General features: G+C 46.6%; 12 protein-coding genes. All 12 read left to right on the top strand.

Annotation, left to right across the window (positions count from 1 at the left end):
- Nucleotides 1-81: 81 nt before the first annotated feature.
- The 12 genes from BUB99_RS13025 (at nucleotide 82) to BUB99_RS12970 (ending at nucleotide 19,985) form a co-directional block, all read left to right on the top strand.
- Nucleotides 82-3,435, top strand: a complete 3,354-nt coding sequence (locus BUB99_RS13025) for a SusC/RagA family TonB-linked outer membrane protein (protein WP_221407505.1) — start codon at nucleotides 82-84, stop codon at nucleotides 3,433-3,435.
- Between the two features lie 12 nt (nucleotides 3,436-3,447).
- The gene (locus BUB99_RS13020) at nucleotides 3,448-4,941 is read left to right on the top strand and encodes a RagB/SusD family nutrient uptake outer membrane protein (RefSeq protein WP_073122951.1); all 1,494 of its coding nucleotides are present in this window, start codon (nucleotides 3,448-3,450) and stop codon (nucleotides 4,939-4,941) included.
- A 25-nt stretch (nucleotides 4,942-4,966) separates the two neighbouring features.
- Nucleotides 4,967-5,905 (top strand): hypothetical protein, encoded by a 939-nt coding sequence (locus tag BUB99_RS13015; RefSeq protein ID WP_073122950.1) that lies wholly within the window; start codon nucleotides 4,967-4,969, stop codon nucleotides 5,903-5,905.
- An 85-nt stretch (nucleotides 5,906-5,990) separates the two neighbouring features.
- Entirely contained in the window at nucleotides 5,991-7,190 is a 1,200-nt protein-coding gene (locus tag BUB99_RS13010) for a glycoside hydrolase family 26 protein (protein ID WP_073122990.1), read from the top strand.
- Between the two features lie 162 nt (nucleotides 7,191-7,352).
- Nucleotides 7,353-9,044, top strand: coding sequence for a glycosyl hydrolase (locus BUB99_RS20240; RefSeq protein ID WP_073122949.1), 1,692 nt, complete (start codon nucleotides 7,353-7,355; stop codon nucleotides 9,042-9,044).
- 72 nt (nucleotides 9,045-9,116) lie between these two features.
- Entirely contained in the window at nucleotides 9,117-10,076 is a 960-nt protein-coding gene (locus BUB99_RS13000; protein WP_216011342.1) for a glycosyl hydrolase, read from the top strand.
- Nucleotides 10,077-10,112: 36 nt separating this feature from the next.
- A complete protein-coding gene (locus BUB99_RS12995; protein WP_170863801.1) occupies nucleotides 10,113-11,834 on the top strand; it encodes a cellulase family glycosylhydrolase in 1,722 nt (573 codons plus the stop codon).
- A gap of 86 nt (nucleotides 11,835-11,920) precedes the next feature.
- Nucleotides 11,921-13,111, top strand: a complete 1,191-nt coding sequence (locus tag BUB99_RS12990) for a glycoside hydrolase family 130 protein (protein WP_073122948.1) — start codon at nucleotides 11,921-11,923, stop codon at nucleotides 13,109-13,111.
- Between the two features lie 6 nt (nucleotides 13,112-13,117).
- On the top strand, nucleotides 13,118-14,503 hold the full coding sequence (locus tag BUB99_RS12985) for an MFS transporter (protein ID WP_073122947.1): 1,386 nt from the start codon (nucleotides 13,118-13,120) through the stop codon (nucleotides 14,501-14,503).
- A 185-nt stretch (nucleotides 14,504-14,688) separates the two neighbouring features.
- A complete protein-coding gene (locus tag BUB99_RS12980) occupies nucleotides 14,689-17,712 on the top strand; it encodes a PQQ-dependent sugar dehydrogenase (protein ID WP_084190539.1) in 3,024 nt (1,007 codons plus the stop codon).
- Between the two features lie 12 nt (nucleotides 17,713-17,724).
- Nucleotides 17,725-18,753: a sugar phosphate isomerase/epimerase family protein gene (locus BUB99_RS12975; RefSeq protein WP_073122945.1), complete on the top strand. Its 1,029-nt coding sequence runs from the start codon at nucleotides 17,725-17,727 to the stop codon at nucleotides 18,751-18,753.
- A gap of 59 nt (nucleotides 18,754-18,812) precedes the next feature.
- Nucleotides 18,813-19,985: an AGE family epimerase/isomerase gene (locus BUB99_RS12970; protein ID WP_073122944.1), complete on the top strand. Its 1,173-nt coding sequence runs from the start codon at nucleotides 18,813-18,815 to the stop codon at nucleotides 19,983-19,985.
- Nucleotides 19,986-20,232 lie beyond the last annotated feature (247 nt).

Below are 20,232 nucleotides of genomic sequence, written 5' to 3'. Positions count from 1 at the left end.
GGATCTCGGCTCTCTGGTAACATTAATTAACTACTAAATTATTATTTTATGCATGAAAGGCTACTAAAAATTATTATTAGCATGACAAAAGTTGCAGTATACGCGACCATATTGTGTTGCTCGCTGACGATGGCACTTGCCAATGAGTCGTCAGCTCAGCGTTATGCTCTCAGTGAGATAACGGTCGAAGTAAACTATGAAGGGAATAGTTTATTGGGGCTTTTGACAGAAGTCGAAAGCGCTAGCGAATTTACTTTTGCGTACTCTAAAAAAGAGTTGAGAAACAAAAAAGTGAGTCTATCTAAGGGCGAATGGAATATGAGCGCCTTGCTCAAGGAGATTTCTGTTCAGTCTAGAGTTTCATTGCGTCGAATCAATGAGATCATTACCATCAAAAACGTAAGTTCTGAGGAGCGCCTACCCAAAGTGACCGAGTCTATCAATGTAGACATTACAGTCACGGGAACAGTCTCTGACGAAACAGGAGAGCCACTACCTGGTGCTACTGTTTTGGCAAAGGGCACTACAGTCGGTACAGTCACCGACCTGGATGGTAAGTTTACGATCAATGTGTCGGAGAGTGCTGCGCTAGTGGTTTCTTTTGTCGGATATGTAAGTCAAGAAGTGCAAGTATCAGGCAGGTCTACTATTAGCGTGCTATTGGAACCAGACTTTACCAGTCTCGATGAGATCGTAGTAGTAGGGTACGGTTCGGTTAAGAAAGCTGATTTGACAGGATCTGTCACTCAGGTGAAGTTGAAGGAGGTCAAAGACATACCGTCTAGCTCTGTAGAGGGAGTACTCCAAGGACGTGCAGCGGGTCTTCAGATTATCAGCAACTCACAGGAGCCAGGTGCGAGTTCTACGGTACGAATCAGAGGAAACAGTACATTGAGTGGTTCGAATGATCCGCTCGTAGTAGTAGATGGTTTTCCGATTGGCGGAGCTGGAAATTTGACACAGATTAACCCCGCGGATATCGAATCTGTAGAGGTACTCAAGGATGCATCTGCATCTGCGATCTACGGTTCCAGAGGAGCCAATGGGGTGATCATTGTGACGACACGCAAGGCTGCGGATGGCGAAACACACATTAGCCTCAGACAGCAGGTGACTGTATCAGAGTTTACCTCTGATCTCAACCTATGGAGAGACCCAGTACTGATGACTCAGCTCAACAATGAGTCGCGTATCAATGGTGGTTTTCCACCGTTATATATTGGGCAGACCGTGAATGGTGTCTACTACCCATCTGTGGAGGAACTCTCTGATGGTTCTTGGCCGCACAATACACGATGGGATGACATTACGTTTAGAGACGCACCAGTGTCTAATAACACTACGCTGACGATCTCCAGCTCTAACGAGAAAACCAATTTCAATCTGAGCGGAAACTACTTCACCGACAAGGGGATGTATATCGAAAATGATTATACCAAATACAATTATAATCTCAATATCAGTCACAAGGTATTTGATAACCTGAAAGTCACCTTTTCTAACATTTTGACGAGAGGCGAGCGAAACAATAACGGAGGTTTGGCCTATTGGAGAAATCCATTATTCCCAGTCTACAATGAGGATGGGAGCTATTTCTTGTCAGGCAACAATGATTTCGGTCATCCCGTGGCGATCACAGACAATCAGCTAAACAAATCAAAAAGTCTGGATGTGATCTCATTTGTGGATATGCAGTGGAAGATCATTCCTACGCTGACATTCACGTCGAGGTTCAACTACAAGTATGGTAATTCAGTGGATGATCAGTACTTCCCAAAAGTCTATACCCAATCGGGACAGTTCAACAACGGCGCAGCACATATCAATAACTGGTCGGAAAACAACCTCGTCTCAGAGTCTTTCTTGAACTACAACAAGGCACTGGGTAGACATGAGTTTGGCGTGACACTAGGTCACTCGTATCAAAAAAGTGTGGTACGAACTTCGAATCTAGGTGCATTCGATTTTGTGAATGAAATCTTGAAAAATGAGAGCCTCGAAGCAGGTAACCCTGAGAGAAATACGGTTACCAATGGCTACAATGAGTGGGAGTTGGCCTCTGGTATTTTTAGAGCCAACTATACTTTCAACAACAAGTATCTCTTCACGTTCACGTCGAGAGCAGATGGATCTTCTAAGTTCGGTGCAAACAACAAATGGGCATTTTTCCCTTCAGGAGCGATCAGTTGGAAAGCCCATGAGGAGAGTTTCATCAGAGGACTCAACCTATTCGATGAGTTGAAATTCAGAGCCAGTTATGGTATTTCGGGTAACCAAGGAGTTAGTCCTTATGAGACCCTCAGTAGATTTGGCGTGAGCAACTACTACAACGATGGCCAATGGATCACAGCGATCGGGCCAGGTAGACAGGTAGGCACTACAGGTCAGGATGGTATCGAAGTGTTGTGGGGAGGTATGCCCAGCCCCGATTTGAGATGGGAGACTACTGCGCAAGTCGATTTTGGAGTGGACTTTGGGATGTTCAACAATAGGCTCCATGCGACGTTCGATTACTACGAAAAGTACACAGATGATCTCTTACAGAGCAGGTATCTGCCCGTATCCTCAGGTTATGATCTGATGACCATCAATGACGGATCGATTACCAATAAAGGGGTAGAGCTGACTTTGGATGCAAAAATCATCGAGACGACAGATTTCCAATTTGGAGCGACTTTGATCTACTATAGAAATAGAAACGAAGTGACGGATCTAGGTAGAGCAGAAGAGACAGGAGTGATCACTGACCCTAACTCAGGGATGCAATACAGAGTCTGGGGCAATTCCATCGAGGCATTCCGTGCTTCGCCAAACATACTCGCACTCGGTCAGCCGACCAATGTATTCTATGGATACAAAACGGACGGTATAGTTCAGACCTTGGAAGAGGGGCTACAGGCAGGACTTGAAGGAGACCTAGCCCAGTCAGGAGAGTTCAAATATGTCGATATCAACGATGACGGAGTGATAGATACAAACGATCGTGTGTTGATAGGAAATCCAAATCCTGATTTTATGGCCAGTTTGAATCTAAATATGTCCTACAAAAACTTCGATGCAAGTATCTTTTTCAACGGAGTATTCGGCAATGATGTCTACAACACACAGGCGTTTAACCAGCCGAGCAATCAGCCGCTGAGATGGACACCAGACAATCCGACTAACGATTTCCCTAAGTTGATGGATGGTAGAAATACCAAGGTGTCAGACTGGTGGATCGAGGATGGGTCTTTTGTAAGAATACAGAATGTGAACCTCGGCTATACCATGAATCTACCGAAGCAGATCAAGGCGAGATTGTACATGAATGCATCCAATCTTTACACCTTCACCAAGTTCAAGAGCTATGACCCAGAAGTCGGAATGGATGGTCGCTACTGGGGTGGATATCCGCGTTTGAGAAAGTGGACACTTGGTTTGAATGTTACATTTTAAAGAAAGACAAAGATGAAAATTAGATATTATATATTCATACTATTCGGTCTTTTGATGGCCAATAGCTGCGATCTGACCGAAGAGCCGTATGGTTTTTATTCAGAAGATAATTTTTATAAATCCGAAGCAGATGCTGAGTCAGCAGTTAGTTATGCCTATGACGCATTGACCTATCTAGAGTATTCTAGAGGTGTGTTCATGCTGGGAGATATGCCGACCGATGAGGTAGGACCTAAAACGGACGAAGGAGCAGATGCTCAGGCGCTCAACAATTGGACTGTAGACAACTTCTCTAACAACAGGAGTTTGTACAACTACTTCAAATACGCCTACATCGCGATCAATAGAACGAACGGTATTTTGGAAGCAATCCCTGCGTCTGACATTCCTGCTGATGCGCAGAAGAGATATTTGGGAGAGGCCTATTTCCTCAGAGCATGGAATTACTTCAACCTCGTCAGAAACTTCGGTTTGGTGCCTGTGCACAAGGAACTCGTCGCGGAACTGGGACAGACTGCAGCACCGATGGCACAAGACCTGGATGAGCTATATGACTTGATTATTGGTGACTGCCGTAGAGCCATCGAGTTGTTAGAGGTATTGCCAGCGCTAGGGCGTGCAGATGAGGTGTCGGCACAGGCTTTGGCAGCCAAAGCGTACATCTATATGGCGTCTTCCAAAGCCAGCAGTGTACCGCTGTACACGGATTTGGCTTTGGATGCAGCGACATTGTATGATAGTGCGGCTTATTTTTCTGGTCAGGTCCTCAATGATCAAGCGACCTATGGGTTTGATCCAGATCTGATGCATATCTATGATGTAGAAAGCCCAAGAGGTCCCGAGCACATCTTTTTGATGTCTATGGATAGAACGGGAGCGATAGAGGGAGATTACTCCAAAATTTCTAAGCTTTTCATTCCATACATCTCAGGAGGAGATATTTATATAGACAATGGAGATGGGACATACGACAAGTCGCACGATGGCTGGAGTGTCTTCCAGACCAAGGAGACTTTTTACAATACCTATGATGGCGCAGATGCCAGAGGGCAGGTGCTATTGGTGGATGCCGTATATGACGAAAATGGAGTAGAATCAGCTGCTTTCCCAGGAGCAATTCCATACCGTTTTTGTAGAAAATATGTGGATCCGCAGTTCATTGCGGACAAGACGAGTACGAGACCGTTCTTGATTCGCTATACAGATATCGCACTGACCTATGCAGAGGCAGTAGGTCCGACTGCAGAGGCTTACGATTTGGTCAATTATGTGAGAAACAGAGCAGGATTGGGTGATTTGCCGGCAGGTCTTTCGGTTGTAGACTTTAGAGACAGGATTATAGAAGAGAGAAGCTGGGAACTGGCTTTCGAGGGGAACAGGCTCTATGACCTACGTCGAATCAATAAAGTCACAGAGATGGTAGATGAGGCTGCAGGTATTACCGACGAAGAAGCCGCTTTTTACCCTATCCCACAGTTAGAAATAGACCTGAATCAAGGACTATAATTCGCGCACATCAAAAAGACTAAATATGAAAAAGATAACATATATACTTTTCAGTATACTGCTAGTGGCCAATATGGCCTGTATCAAGGATCCGCTAGAAGATATCGAAGCGGGTGATTGGAACAACGAACGTAGTGTCATCAATCTCAAATTTGAGAACCAAGTAGGGATACCTACGATCACGAGAGTAGATGAATCAACGGGAACGATCGAATTGACGATCAATGTCAGTGAGATCCCTGATCTAAGCAATATCGTGCTACAGAGTATTCAGACTTCTTATGGGGCTACCTCGAGTGTGGAGCAGGGCGAATCACTCAATTTCGAGAACTCCGATCAGACTGCACTGTTGACAGTCACATCGCCTACTGGTAAGTCCAGAGACTACACCATCAAGGTCTTTTCGTTCGAAGAGACTCTGCTAGGAACCTATGACATCACGGACTTGATCGTCTATGGTGGTACGGGCCCAGAGTACGGTGGCGGAGGCGTATTGCCTATGACATCAAAACCTTGGATATGGCCTGAAACGGGTGGCCCAGAGGCAGAGCTAGACAATACGCTTACTTTCGAGATGACGGGGATTACGGCCGAGGGAAATACCTATGGTGCCATTACCAACAATGAAGGTGCTGATGGCCTCTATGCGGATTTTCAGTATGTATTGGATCCTGTGACGGATGTCAACCCGTTCTACCGCACTGTGCCAAAAGCAGCGGGTACTTGGGAGCGAAACTACGCCTTGGATAGAATCATTTTCACCTTCGCAGATGGGAGTACGAGTACAGCCGAGTTGGTGGCTGCAGGCACTGAGGATCTCGGAAATGGACTGTCCAAAGTGACCACAGAGCAAGCACTGGCCTTTGATATCAATGGTACGGATGACTGGGACAACATCTACAGTGACTATGACAAATTCGTGAAGAAACCGAGGAGGTTTTGGATTGATTTGACCAAACAATAAACGATATGAAAGCAGGCCTCCATCATGATTTTCGTATATGATGGAGGCTAGCTTTATTCACATTTACTCGAAGAAGAACACCGATATGACAAAGTTTACTTATAGCCTTTTGATCTTAGCTTCAGCCTTTTTGATGGCTTGCTCGACAGATGAGTCTACCGTCGATCCTGATGGAGACGGGGATGGTGGATCAGTAGAACCCGTGACGCTCCAGTTGGTAGACAAGAGTGCCACGGACGAGACCAAAGCGCTCTATGCCAACCTGTGGGATGTGCAAAGTAGGGGAATGATGTTTGGGCATCACGATGACTTGCTCTACGGTCGCGAATGGTATGCAGAGTCAGGACGATCCGATACCAAAGAAGTCTGTGGTGACTACCCAGCCGTATTCAGTGTGGATTTTGCGGAGGTCATGGACGAAAGATATCTGTCCAGTGATCTCAATGATGATAGAAAACGCACGATCATGGAAGCAAGAGCGCGCGGAGAAGTGATTACAGCTTGCCTTCATCTCAACAACCCTAAAACGGGTGGAGACTCGTGGGACAACTCTGACAACACGGTCGTCAAGGGTATCTTAGAAGAGGGCAGTGAAGTCAATATGACTTACAAAGTGTGGCTGGATAGATTGGCGACTTTTGTGACGAGTCTGAAGGATGAAAATGGGAAATTGATTCCGATCATTTTTCGTCCCTATCACGAGCACACGCAGAGTTGGTCATGGTGGGGTAGCAGCTGTACGACGCAGGAAGAATTTATCTCTTTTTGGAAGTTTACGGTTGACTATCTGACACTCGAAATGGGTGTACATAATCTGATTTTTGCGATCTCGCCACAGATAGATAGTGAAGGCACGGTGGACAATCTGCTCTACAGGTGGCCAGGAGATGACTATGTCGATTTTATCGGGATGGACAGCTACCACGGTACCAATACCAAGTCACTTGCCACCAACTCTAGAAATCTCGCTACGCTATCCAAAGAAAAACTCAAACCATGTGGTGTGACCGAAACCGGGATAGAAGGGGTGAGAAAAGATGGTAAAGAATACACGGATTATTGGACACAGGAGATCATGTCTGCCATGTATGGCAAGGGGGTGAGTCTTGTCGTGATGTGGAGAAATAAGTATGATCCGACAGGGTCTGGGTACCACTACTATGGTCCATGGATAGGGCATAGTTCTGCCAATGACTTTGTGACATTCTATGAGAGCGACTATATGCTATTTAGTTCAGACTTGCCTGACATGTATGAGGCAGTCGAGGGGATTACAGTGCAATAGTACGCCTACAATGATGTCCATGAGTGGTTTTGGTGATGAAAGACCTCTTGCATTGCTTTTTGATCCTTCGGGAAGAGCGATCTAAACCGGTCATGGATTAACACACGCATGAGCCGAATCAATAGGGTTCGGACAAAGACCAAATTACTATGATTAACTATTATGAAAGCATTAAAACTTTTTATTGCACTGATACCACTATGTCTGACGCTCAATGCGCAGACACCCTTTGAATCACTGAATTATTTGTACAGTATTCAAGGGACGAAAACGATAGGTGGGATGCACAACCGTCAACCTAATGCTAACCCGAATGGCTACAGCCAGCAGCTCAACGGGATTATCGGGCAATGGCCGGGTTTGTACAGTGCGGATTTTCAATTCGAACCTAATGAAATTGCTAACAGACAAACGATGATAGATCAGGCCATCCAAGAATGGAACAATGGCGCGATGGTCAACATCATGTGGCACGCCTGTAACCCTGCCAAAGGAGAACCTTGCTATTGGGACTCAAATGGTGTGCTCAGTCAGATGAGTCAGTGGGAGTGGGATCAGTTGCTTACCGATGGTACTGCCATCAACAATTCTTGGAAGAGTCGCATGGATGATGTAGCCTATTACCTGCAGCAACTCGAAGATGCTGGGGTGGAAGTCTTCTTTAGACCGTTGCACGAGATGAATCAAGGGATGTTCTGGTGGGGCGGACGGCCTGGGGCAAATGGTACCGCGAGACTTTACCAAATCACCCATGACTATATGACCAATACGAAAGGGTTGTCAAACCTGATTTGGGTGTGGAACATGCAAGACTACAGCGGCCTGGCTAACGATCTATACAACTACGATCCGGGATGGAACTACTGGGACGTACTGACGATGGATATGTATTGGAGTGATGGTCAGGGATACAGCACGGCCAAGTACAATGCCATGGTGGCTAAAGCGGGCGGAAGACCGATAGGTATCGGAGAATGCGAAGATTTACCTGCTGTCAATTTGCTCAACAATCAGCCCTTGTGGACGTTCTTTATGGGCTGGTCTGAGTTGACATTTTCTGCGAATAGCAATCAAAAAATACAAGACATCTACTGGTCGAGCCGTGTGCTCACACTCAACGAGATGCCTGGCTGGAATGGCACAGGCACTTGGCAAAATGGAGGATCAGGCGGAGGCGGTACACAGTACATCCAAGCCGAGGACTATGACAACATGAGCGGAGTGCAGACCGAAACAACGAGCGATCCCGGTGGAGGAAATCTCAATGTCGGATGGATCGATAACGGAGACTGGATGACTTACAACAGCATCACAGTGCCTTCTTCGGGTGCTTATACGATAGCTTATCGCGTAGCGAGTTCAGCTGGAGGAACGATTCAGTTCGAGCAAGCTGGGGGTGCGTCTTATGGCTCTGTCGCTGTGCCTTCAACGGGTGGATACCAGTCATGGACGACTATTTACCAGACCGTCAACCTCAGCGCAGGTACGCAGAACTTTGGAATCAAAGCCCTCACTGGTGGCTGGAATATTAACTGGTGGTCCTTGACTCCCAATAGCGGAGCAAGGAGAGCTGAAAAAACAGATCTAACCCTTGAATTGGGCGCATACCCTAATCCATTCAGTGACCAAGTACGGATACCAGTGGTGGGAGAGGGGGATTTTGAGCTAAGCATCTATGATATGAGTGGCAGTGAGCTGAGGAGGTTCACCGCAGCGGATAGACGGGATGCGCAGGATTTTATAGTCTGGAAAGGCTTAGATAGCCACGGAGCTGCTATTGCACCAGGGATATATCATTTTAGATTGGTGAGTGCGACGCAGATACTTTCGGGCAAATTGTTAAAGGAGAAGTAATAAATAGACAGAGCGAGAGAGGTTGGGTTTTGTTTTAGTTCCCGACCTCTTATCCTCCCATAAAAATACAGAATGAACAAAGGAAAAATAACCCTACTCATGATGCTCCTCTTGGTAGCATCCTCTATGTCCGCACAAAAGTCAAAAGTGATGGACTACCTCTACGAAATATCTGGAAAGAAAACTTTGGCGGGTCAGCACAACAAAGAGCCCAATGCTGATCCAGATAGGTGGACAGAATTTATCTATGAAACGACTGGCAAGTATCCTGCCCTATGGAGCGGTGATTTCCTGTTTCAGCAAGACAACATCGATGAGCGAGCTACCATGATCGCAGAGGCCAAAGAGCAATGGGACAATGGTGCCATGATCAATCTCATGTGGCACGCATGTCCTCCTGATCAGGGTGAGCCATGTGGCTGGGATCCAGGACTGCTCAATGCCCAACTGACAGATGAGCAGTGGCTAGAATTGACAACTGACGGTACTAAACTGAATCAGGCGTGGAAAAAGCGTATGGACGAAATCGCAGTGTATTTGCAAGATCTAAAAGACCATGGAGTGGTCGCGATGTTTCGTCCGCTGCACGAAATGAACCAAGGGCTGTTTTGGTGGGGAGGACGTCCTGGAGCAGAGGGAACTGCCAAGCTGTACCGTATCACACATGATTATTTCACGGATGTGAAAGGGCTTGATAATCTCATCTGGGTATGGGACATGCAGGACATGAGTTGGGATTTTGAAGAGTACAATCCTGGAGACGAATACTGGGACGTATTTGCCTTTGATGTTTATGACCAGGGTTTTGATCAAAAATGGTATGAGTACATTTTGCCTATCGCGGGAGACAAGCCCATGGCCATCGGAGAGTGTTCTAAGCTGCCCACGTCGGCGCATCTCAAAGCTCAACCTAGGTGGATTTTCTTCATGCCATGGGCAGAGCTGGTCAAGGAAAGCAACTCGATAGACGACATCAAAAAATTATATAAGAACAAAAGAATAGTGACACGCGATGAAATGCCTGGATGGTAATTATCCGATATGAAAATGGGGTTAAGAAAGAATAAGATGAGTAATATGAAAAGATGGAGAAAAATACTGCTGATCAGCCTTGTCATGGTCAGTATGGTGTTGTTGCAGGGCTGCCCTGGAGGCGGGCTGATCGATAGCTATCGATTGATTAGCGGAGATATCAAACAATATGAAAAAGCAGAATTTGAGATCATAGTCAATACCCAGTATGTTAATGCCTATGATCAAGACGAGGTGATGTTGGACATGATTCTCACGACCCCTTTAGGTGAGGATTTGATTTTGCCTTGTTATTTTGAGCGAAATAGCGGTGAGCAGCAGTCACTATGGAAGGCGAGGTTTGCCGCTGCAGAGGTGGGGAGCTATAGTTATTACTTCAAGCTGACGCAGGCTGATATGTCATTGTCTAGTGCTAAATCAACATTTGAAGTATCTGGTTCAAGCTCTGACGGATTTCTTCATGTCAATGATTTTTGGACGTTGAAATTTGACAGTGGAAAGCCTTTTCGTGGGATTGGAGAGAACGTAGGCTGGGAGTCTCGCAACTATGAAAATCCTAAACATACCTATGATTATTTGCTCCCTACATTATCCGAAAATGGTGCCAACTTTTTCCGTACCTGGATGTGTGCTTGGGATCTGCCGATAGAGTGGCCCAAGGTGTCCAAGCACACAGATCGCTACACGGACTCAGATGCCTACTTTCATCCTCAGGGAATCCAGCGCATGGACGAACTGGTGGATATGATTGATTCGCTAGATCTGTACATGATGCTGGCGATGAATACCCACGGTCCCTTGATCGATGGGGGTGGCTGGGAAAACTACCGCTACAATACCGCCAATGGAGGTCCCGCCGAGACGCCAACGGATTTCTTTACCAATGAGGACGCACGCAAGATGTCCAAAAACAAGTTTCGTTTCCTCGTGGCGAGATGGGGCTACAGTACGCACATCGGGGCATGGGAGTTTTTCAACGAGATCGACAATTCGGTTTTTACGCGTACACCGCATGACAGTATCAGAATCCCTCATGAGCACGTGACGGCTTGGCATGAGGAGATGAGCAACTACATCAAGTCCATTGATCCTTACGGTCACATCGTGACGACCAGTGTGTCGCATCGAGAGATTGACGGGATGTTTGATGTCAAAAATATTGACATAGCCCAGCGTCATATTTACAAGAAAACAGAACAAATCCCTGCTCTGACCAATCAGTATGCCGAGGAGTATGGCAAGCCTTTCGTGTGGGGAGAGTTTGGGTATGAGTGGGACTGGAACTTGGACTTTTCTACCATCGCAGAGGAGTCTGACTATGACTACAAGAGAGGACTGTGGTATGGTCTGTTCAACCCGACGCCCATCCTGCCGATGACGTGGTGGTGGGAGTTTTTTGATGACCGCAACATGACGCCTTATTTTCAGAGCGTGCGCATGATTAGTGACATGATGCTGGCGGCAGGCGACGGAGCATTCAAGCCCGTAGCGGTCGCGTCCATAGGATTAGAAGCCTATAGTGTGAAGTGCGGGGAGAAAATTTTTGTCGGAGTACTCAATAGCCAAACGGAGCGACTCCAATCGGATTTGGTGATGGATCTGCGAGTGGGTAGCTACGATATCAAACGTTTCAATCCAGACGATCGATCTTTCATCACGAATGGTAGTATCGCCGCAGGAGAGTCAGGTTTGGTCATCCCCAAGGTATCGCTCCAGAGCTGGGACGAAATGATCTACATATTGACGCCAAAGAAATAGTATAATTAGTAAACGTATAGGGAATTGCTTACTCCTTGTGAGCGTTTCCTTTTTCTACTTGAATCAAACGAATAGCATATAAACAAATGAGTGCAAGCATAGAACAGGTCAAGAAACTACTGGCCAACCACGATACATTATTGAGTCAAAAAAATGAGCCACAGATCGAAACCAATGGCATCATCCAGCGCTACAAAAATCCTGTTTTGACCCATAAGCATACGCCAGTCATCTGGCGCTATGATCTCAACCCAGAGACCAACCCGTTCCTCGCCGAGCGTCAGGGAGTCAATGCGACTTTCAATGCTGGTGCCATCTTTTTTGAAGGAAAGTACTGTGTGGTCGTCAGAGTAGAAGGTGATGATAGGAAATCTTTCTTTGCGATAGCGGAGAGTGAAAACGGGATAGATAATTTCCGTTTTTGGGATCATCCCATCACACTCCCGGAGACAGATGAGCCTGATACCAATGTCTACGACATGCGGTTGACTCGACATGAGGATGGCTGGATTTATGGACTGTTCTGCACGGAGCGTAGAGATCACACTGCCTCAGAGGCAGATCAGTCAGCCGCTACAGCCAAGTGTGGAATTGCTCGTACCAAAGACCTAGTGACTTGGGAGCGATTGGCCGATCTCGATTCAGGTGGCAGCCAGCAACGAAATGTTGTGTTGCACCCAGAGTTCATTGGCGGTAAATATGCATTGTACACCCGGCCACAGGATGGGTTCATCGATGCAGGAAAAGGCGGAGGCATTGGCTGGGGATTGACCGACAACATGGAAAACGCCAAGGTGAGCGATGAGCAAATCATCGACCCCAAAACCTATCACACGATCAAGGAAGTAAAGAACGGTCAAGGCCCAGCGCCTATAAAAACAGAAGAAGGGTGGCTGCACCTCGCACATGGTGTGCGCAATACTGCAGCGGGATTGCGCTATGTGCTTTACATGTTCATGACTGCACTGGATGATCCGTCTAGGGTGATTCATAGACCCGCTGGGCATTTCATGTCTCCACAAGATGAAGAACGGGTCGGTGATGTATCCAATGTGCTATTTACCAACGGATGGATTGCCAAAGACAATGGGGAGGTACTGATCTACTATGCATCGTCAGATACGCGATTGCATGTAGCAACCTCTACAGTCGCACAGTTGGTAGACTACTGTAAGAATACACCAGAGGATGGACTCAGAACTTATGCTAGTGTCCAAACTAGAAATCAATTGATAGACAAGAACCTGGCTTTCCTAAAAGCCAACGGTCTTAAATAAATCAGAATGTCAGAGATATCACACAAGTTAAGTTTTAGAGAAAAAGTCGCCTACAGTTTTGGCGACTTTGCTTCGTCTATGTTTTGGAAGCTGTTCTCCATGTTTTTGCTGTTTTTCTACACAGATGTCTTTGGGATATCTGCGGCAGCTGTGGGGACTATGTTTCTAGTCACTCGTGTCTGGGATTCGCTGAATGACCCGATTATGGGATTGGTGTCCGATCGCACCAAAAGCCGCTGGGGTAAATTCAGACCGTATTTGCTCTATGTGGCGATTCCTTTTGGGATCATCGGCATACTGACTTTTACAACTCCTGATCTCTCGTCTGATGGCAAACTCATCTATGCCTACATCACTTATTCGTTGATGATGATGGTGTACACAGCGGTCAACGTACCCTACGGTTCGCTGATGGCGGTGATGACCAACGACAGTGTGGAGCGGACTTCTTTGGCATCATGGAGGTTTATTGGTGCATTTTCTGGTGGGTTGTTTGTGACTGCCACAGCCAATGCGCTGGTGGCTTACTTTAGTGAGACGACCAATCAGGCAACTGGATTTCAGTATACGATAGCGATCTATGCGACGGTAGCAGCGATTTTGTTTTTCCTTACTTTCCTGTGGACGAGAGAACGACTCGCCCCACCCAAAGACGAAAGCAACAGCCTCAAAGATGACCTCAACGATTTGAGCAAAAACACGCCTTGGTTTATCATGCTAGGGGCCAATATTTCCATTTTGATATTCAATTCGCTCCGAGATGGGTCTATTCTCTATTATTTCAAATATTACATCAAAGACCAAAGCCTGTCATTTTTTGGGACGAAATATGAACTGACTTCTACAGTGCTTTCGTCGGTGTATATGTCTGTGTGGTTGGCGACTAACATTGTCGGGGTACTATTAGCCAAACCGATTGCTGCGCGACTGGGCAAGAAGACCACTTTTAGTTATGCCGCTTTGTTGTCAGCAGGGTTGAGTTTCGTTTTCTTTTTGATTCCATCAGACCAGATCTTTTTGATTTTCGGATTGAATGTATTGATAGGGATCACTGCGGGGGTTATTCTGCCATTGGGTTGGTCGATGTATGCGGATATTGCTGATTACTCGGAGTGGAAAACAGGACGAAGAGCCACAGGATTGGTATTTTCGTCCTCGTCCATGTCACAGAAATTTGGTTGGACGATCGGTGGTGCCATCACAGGCTGGTTGCTTGCAGGGTTCGGGTTCGAACCCAATGTGGAGCAGAGTCAGGATGCATTGTTGGGCATACGGCTCATGATCAGTGTGATTGCTGGCTTGGGCGCTTTGGCTTCTTTTGGTTTTATGCGGATGTATAAACTGGATGAAAAATTCATGGCAGACGTTAAAAATGAATTGAACGAAAGGTGAGTCGGGCGAGGGGATAAGCTAGTGTAGATCGCTCAAAAAACAGGGAGGTTTGTATCATAGTTCCATACATGCCAGCATTATTTACCATCTTTAGGAAAGTGATGATTTTGAAAAAGTGAAACGAGGGGTTTGATCTCGGTCAGAAAACGTCATATAGACATTACATCAATGATTGATCGGAATTTATGAAGTATAGAATGAAGGGAAGTTGGAAACAGATATTATTCCCAATGGCAGTGTTGTGTGTGTGGGTGTTAGGGAGTTGTGAGCAGCAGTCTTCGCTTTTAGTCGTGCGAGCAGATGTCGCTTCGCAAACTCAGGAGCTAGGGTTTGATTCGGTGATGGTGGTGACTCAGTTGCGACCCGATGATTTGGTCATGGCGAGTCATTTGTTGGTAGCGTCAGCTCCCGCTACTTTGGATTTTAATGAGCGAAACAGCATCGAGCGTTATTTGGAAGCGGGCGGAGAGGTGACATTTGTATGTCAAGACACGATCTACAATTGGGGGCAATTGTTACCTTTCTTTGCGTCAGAGCAAGTCCTAATCAACTGCGATGAGCAGAACCTAAGTTTGCGTCAAGCGGATTTGGATTACAGCCAAGTCACCACGCCTGAAAAACCTGCACCGGATCGGTTGAAAAGACAAGTGCTGGTTGCACCGTTGCGTGAGCCCATGTGTATCGCCGTGACGGAAGAGTCCTTGGTCTACTGGATCGAACGAAAGGGAACCATCAATCTCTACAATCCGCGTACCGATGATTACCAAGAGATTGATAGTTTGGAAGTTTATACGGGCGAAGAAGACGGTCTTTTGGGGTTCGTTTTAGACCCTGATTTCAAACACAACCAGTGGGCTTATGTTTTTTATTCTCCTCCCGGAGATGAACCCAAGCAGCATGTGTCTCGTTTTCGCTTGACGCCAGAGGGCTTGGATCATGAGTCAGAAATCGTGATAATCGAGATACCTACACAGCGAGATGAGTGCTGTCACTCGGCGGGAGATTTGGAGATAGACTTAGAAGGAAACCTATACCTGAGTACGGGAGATGATACTTTCTCTAGAGATTCAGATGGGTTTACGCCGCTGGATGAGCGTCCCGGTCGTTCGGCTTGGGATTCACAAAAATCTTCCTCGAACACGCTTGACCTGAGAGGAAAAATATTAAGAATCCATCCTGAAGCTGATGGCAGTTATACCATTCCTGATGGCAATTTATTTGCCAAAGATGGTTCAGAGGGTCGCCCAGAAATCTACGTGATGGGTGCTCGAAATCCTTTTACCCTTGGGATGAACAAAAAGAAAAATTGGTTGTTTTGGGGAGATGTCGGGCCGGATGGCAATGTCACCAGCGAAAGAGGCCCATCGGCACATGACGAGATCAACATCGCCAAAGCACCGGGCAACTACGGCTGGCCTTATTTCAATGCTGACAACAAAGCCTACGCAGACTATGATTTTGAGACAGGAGACTTGGGAGCAAAATTCGATCCGCAGCATCCAGTCAATACTTCCGTGAATAACACAGGAGCAAAGGATTTGCCTCCTGCGATACCAGCAATGCTGTACTATACTTTTGATGAGACGGAGCAGTTTCCAAGAGTTGGCAAGGGCTCGCGCTCTGTTGGGGTGGGTGATGTCTATGACTATTATGAGATGAAACGAAAGGGATTTCAATTCCCACTTTACTACCACAACAAACTCTTTGCTTTTGATTGGGCCAGAGATTGGATTATGGTGATTTCTCTCGATGAGGAAGGTAACTTCCTGTCCATTGAGCCATTCTTGGACAAGTCTGTTTTGGCATCCCCGATCAACATGACCTTTGGTCCTGATGGGGCACTCTATGTACTGGAGTATGGGATAGGCTACTTTACGGACAATCATGATTCGAAGCTCATTCGTCTGGATTTTACGTATGGCAACCGCGCACCAGAGGCGAACATAGAGCTGTCGGCGACCAATGGGAGCGTTCCTTTAGAGGTGAATTTTTCCGCCAAGGGTAGCTCAGACTTGGATGAGCAGGACGAGCTAGAGTATATATGGCTCATCGAAGGGCCAAAAGAAATTAACCTGACGGGAGTTGAAGCCACTGCGACGCTGACTGAGCCAGGAGAGTACGAAGTACTGTTGGTCGTCAAGGACAATCACAATGCCAGTGCGACCAGTCGTGCCAGCTTGATTGCAGGGAATGCTAAGCCAGAGTTAACTTTCGAATTTGCAGACAATAGCAGTTTTTACTGGCCGGGTCGTTCGATCAAATACAACTTAGTGGTGAATGACAAAGAAGACGGCACGATAGGAAGTGGGGTTAATGAAAATGAGGTGGCGATTAGTCTGACGCATTACGAAGGCAGTGACAACCGTGCGCCGGCTAGTTTGGCCTTATTGGATGGAATGAGTCAGGATGGAATCGCTCCGGGATTGCGGCTGATACAGTCGAGTGATTGCCGTAGCTGTCACAAAATCAACGAGAAGTCAATCGGGCCAAGCTTCCATGAGGTAGCGGAGCGCTATGACAAAGACTACATTGCCAAAGAGGTTCTCGCAAAGAAAATAATCGGTGGAGGTGTGGGTAACTGGGGAGATGGTGCCATGCCAGCGCACCCAGATTTCACGGTCAAAGCGGCCAAGGAAATTGTAGATTTTATCTTTTCCGTCAACGATGCACCTGCGCAAGAAGCAGAGAAAATTAAAACGAAAGGATCGATTTCGACTCCTAAAGGAAGCCAAGCCAATTATCGTTTTGAAGCAAAATATACGGATCACGGTGGGGTGAAAAACACTGCTTCGTTGACGGCTCTCATGGAAGTGACCCTGACACTGCCAGTCAAACAAGCCGAAGCGGCGGATCATAAAAGTGGTTTTGTGGTGGAAGGAAGTATTGAAGAGGGAGACCGTCGCTTTTTGCGCAGAGAGGGCAAGGAGAGCTATTTTGCATTCGAGGACATTGACCTTACTAATATTAAGCGGCTAGAATTAAGCTATCAGATCACCGCAGCTACGGGAACTGATGAATCAGTGTTGATAGAACTACGCCGAGGCAGTGTAGATGGAGAACTTCTTTCCACCTGCGAATTGAGTGCTAAGAATAAACAAGCAGATATGCGTTTGGAGGCTAAAGGAGCCAGCGATATCTATTTTGTACTGAAATCTCAAGAGACTTCAGTGCCAATAGGAATAGATCAAATAAAATTTCACCTCAACTAATAAGCATCAATAATGAAAAACGAGAGAAGAAAAGCGATCAAATTGATCGGAGCAGCAGGTACAGGCTTGGCCTTGTTTGGCGGGATGAATATCCTGAATTCCTGCAGTCCTTCTGCGCAAAAAGGAAGTGCTGAAGAAGAAACGGCAGAACTGTTTTTCAATATCTCACTGGCACAGTGGTCACTCAATCGCTCGATTTTTGGCAAGGGCCGTGAGTTGAGTTGGGAGGATTTTGGGAAGCGGTTGAAATCTGACCCTGATTCTCTCTTGCAGGGAAATATCGCTGCGGTTGACTTTCCTCTTGTGGCGAGTCGTGATTTCGGGATCAATGCAGTAGAGTATGTCAATACATTTTACTTCTCCAAAGGAACTGATGAAGGGTTTTGGAAGCAAATGAAAATCCGCTGCGATGATTTGGGCGTGAGTAGCCAGTTGATTATGTGTGATGCGGAGGGTAGCCTAGGGGATTTAGATGAAGCAGCTAGAATTCAATCTGTCGAGAACCACTATAAGTGGATCAATGCAGCCAAGATACTAGGCTGTCATAGCATCCGTGTTAACGCGGCAGGCAACGGCACAGCCGATGAAGTGAGGGCGGCAGCTGTCGATGGGCTCGGTCGTCTCACAGAATACGGTGCACAAAATGGTATTCATGTCATCGTAGAAAACCATGGCGGATACTCGTCGGATGGCAAGTGGCTATCGAACGTGATCTCACAGGTGAGCAGCGAGTACTGCGGTACATTGCCTGACTTTGGCAACTTCTGCATCGAGCGTGGTGCAGATGGCTGTGCTAACGAGTATGACCGATATCAGGGCGTGAAGGATTTGATTCCCTTTGCTCAGGGGCTGAGTGCCAAGGCGCATGATTTTGATGCGGAAGGAAATGAGACACACACAGATTTTGCCAAAATGATGCAAATCGCTAAGGATGCTGGGTTCACAGGCTACATTGGTGTAGAGTACGAAGGAGATGTGCTGTCCGAGGCAGACGGTATCAAAGCCACCAAAGCGTTGTTGGAAAAAGTAGGTAGAGTTTAAATTAAGGTTGTTGAGTTTAGACCTGTCAGGTCTAGTTTAGCATAAAGCATTACATTTTTATGATCACAAAGGAAGAAGCACTAGCGGTGCTCAATGAAAATATATTGTCGTTTTGGCAAGAGAAGATGGTGGACGAGACCCGTGGCGGGTTTTATGGTCGTATCGATGGACAGGGGCAGTTGCATGTAGATGCAGACAAAGCCATCATCCTAAATACACGGATTCTATGGACTTTCTCTGCTGCCTACCGGCAGACGAATGATGCTGCACACCTGGCGATAGCTGACCGAGCGTATGATTATCTGACCAGCTACTTTTTTGATACCGAACAAGGAGGAGTGTATTGGTCGTTAGATTGTGAGGGGCAGGTGACCGAAGACAAGAAGCAGGTGTATGCACAGGCTTTTGCGATTTATGCTTTGTCTGAGTATCATCAGGTGAGTCCGCAGCGCGATGCGTTGAAGTTGGCCCAGGGCTTGTTCCAGCTACTGGAACAACATAGTTATGATGCCTCTCGCAATGGATACTACGAGGCATTTGATAGGGAATGGGGCGTGATCGATGATGTGCGTCTCAGTGAAAAGGACATGAATGCGACCAAAACTATGAATACGCACCTTCACATACTGGAGGCATATACCAACCTGTATCGTGTATGGAAGGATGACCAATTGGGGCAGCGTTTGAAAAACCTCATAGAGCTGATGAGCAGTACTTTTATTAGTGCGAGTGATCATTTTAACCTGTTCTTTGATGATGACTGGACACTGCTATCGGACGAGATATCTTATGGACATGATATCGAGGGGAGTTGGTTGCTGGCGGAGGCTGCCGAGGTACTGGGAGACGATGTACTGACAGAGCAAACTAATCTGCTGGCACTGAAAATGGCGGACGCTGCGATGGAGGGATTGGATAGCGATGGAGGACTGATGAACGAAGCATCGCCGCATGGACTCACCGATACGGATAAGCACTGGTGGCCTCAAGCTGAGGCGTTGGTGGGACTCGTCAATGCTTGGCAGGTTAGTGGTAAGGACAATTATTTGGAACAAGCCAATCAGATATGGACATTCACCAAAGCCAATATCATCGATCCGTCAGGCGAATGGTTCTGGAGAGTCAAACGACAAGGAGAGCGTGTAGAATCCGAAGACAAAGCGGGTCCCTGGAAGTGCCCCTATCATAACGGTAGAGCAATGCTGGAGCTGATACATAGGTTGGAGAAGTAGAAGAGGATGGCGGTTACTTCGATATTCAAGATTCATTGTTCGAAATTCGTTATTGTTTTTTGTGAAAAGGAAATGTGTTTATGTTCTTGAGACATTGTTCCAATGATTGGAAAAATGAATATCGAATGCTCAATGTCGAACCTGTCTGCCGAATCAGGCAGGTATTGATTTTTATCCCCAGCAATACAGACTGATCCTAAACGACGAAGGAGCTATAAGGGAGCCCACTTGTGGTAAGAACTGTTAG

This window comes from Reichenbachiella agariperforans, assembly GCF_900142205.1.
Taxonomy (GTDB): domain Bacteria; phylum Bacteroidota; class Bacteroidia; order Cytophagales; family Cyclobacteriaceae; genus Reichenbachiella; species Reichenbachiella agariperforans.
The sequence above is the reverse complement of the archived record's forward strand: the minus strand, read 5'-3'. Positions and strand labels throughout refer to the sequence as shown.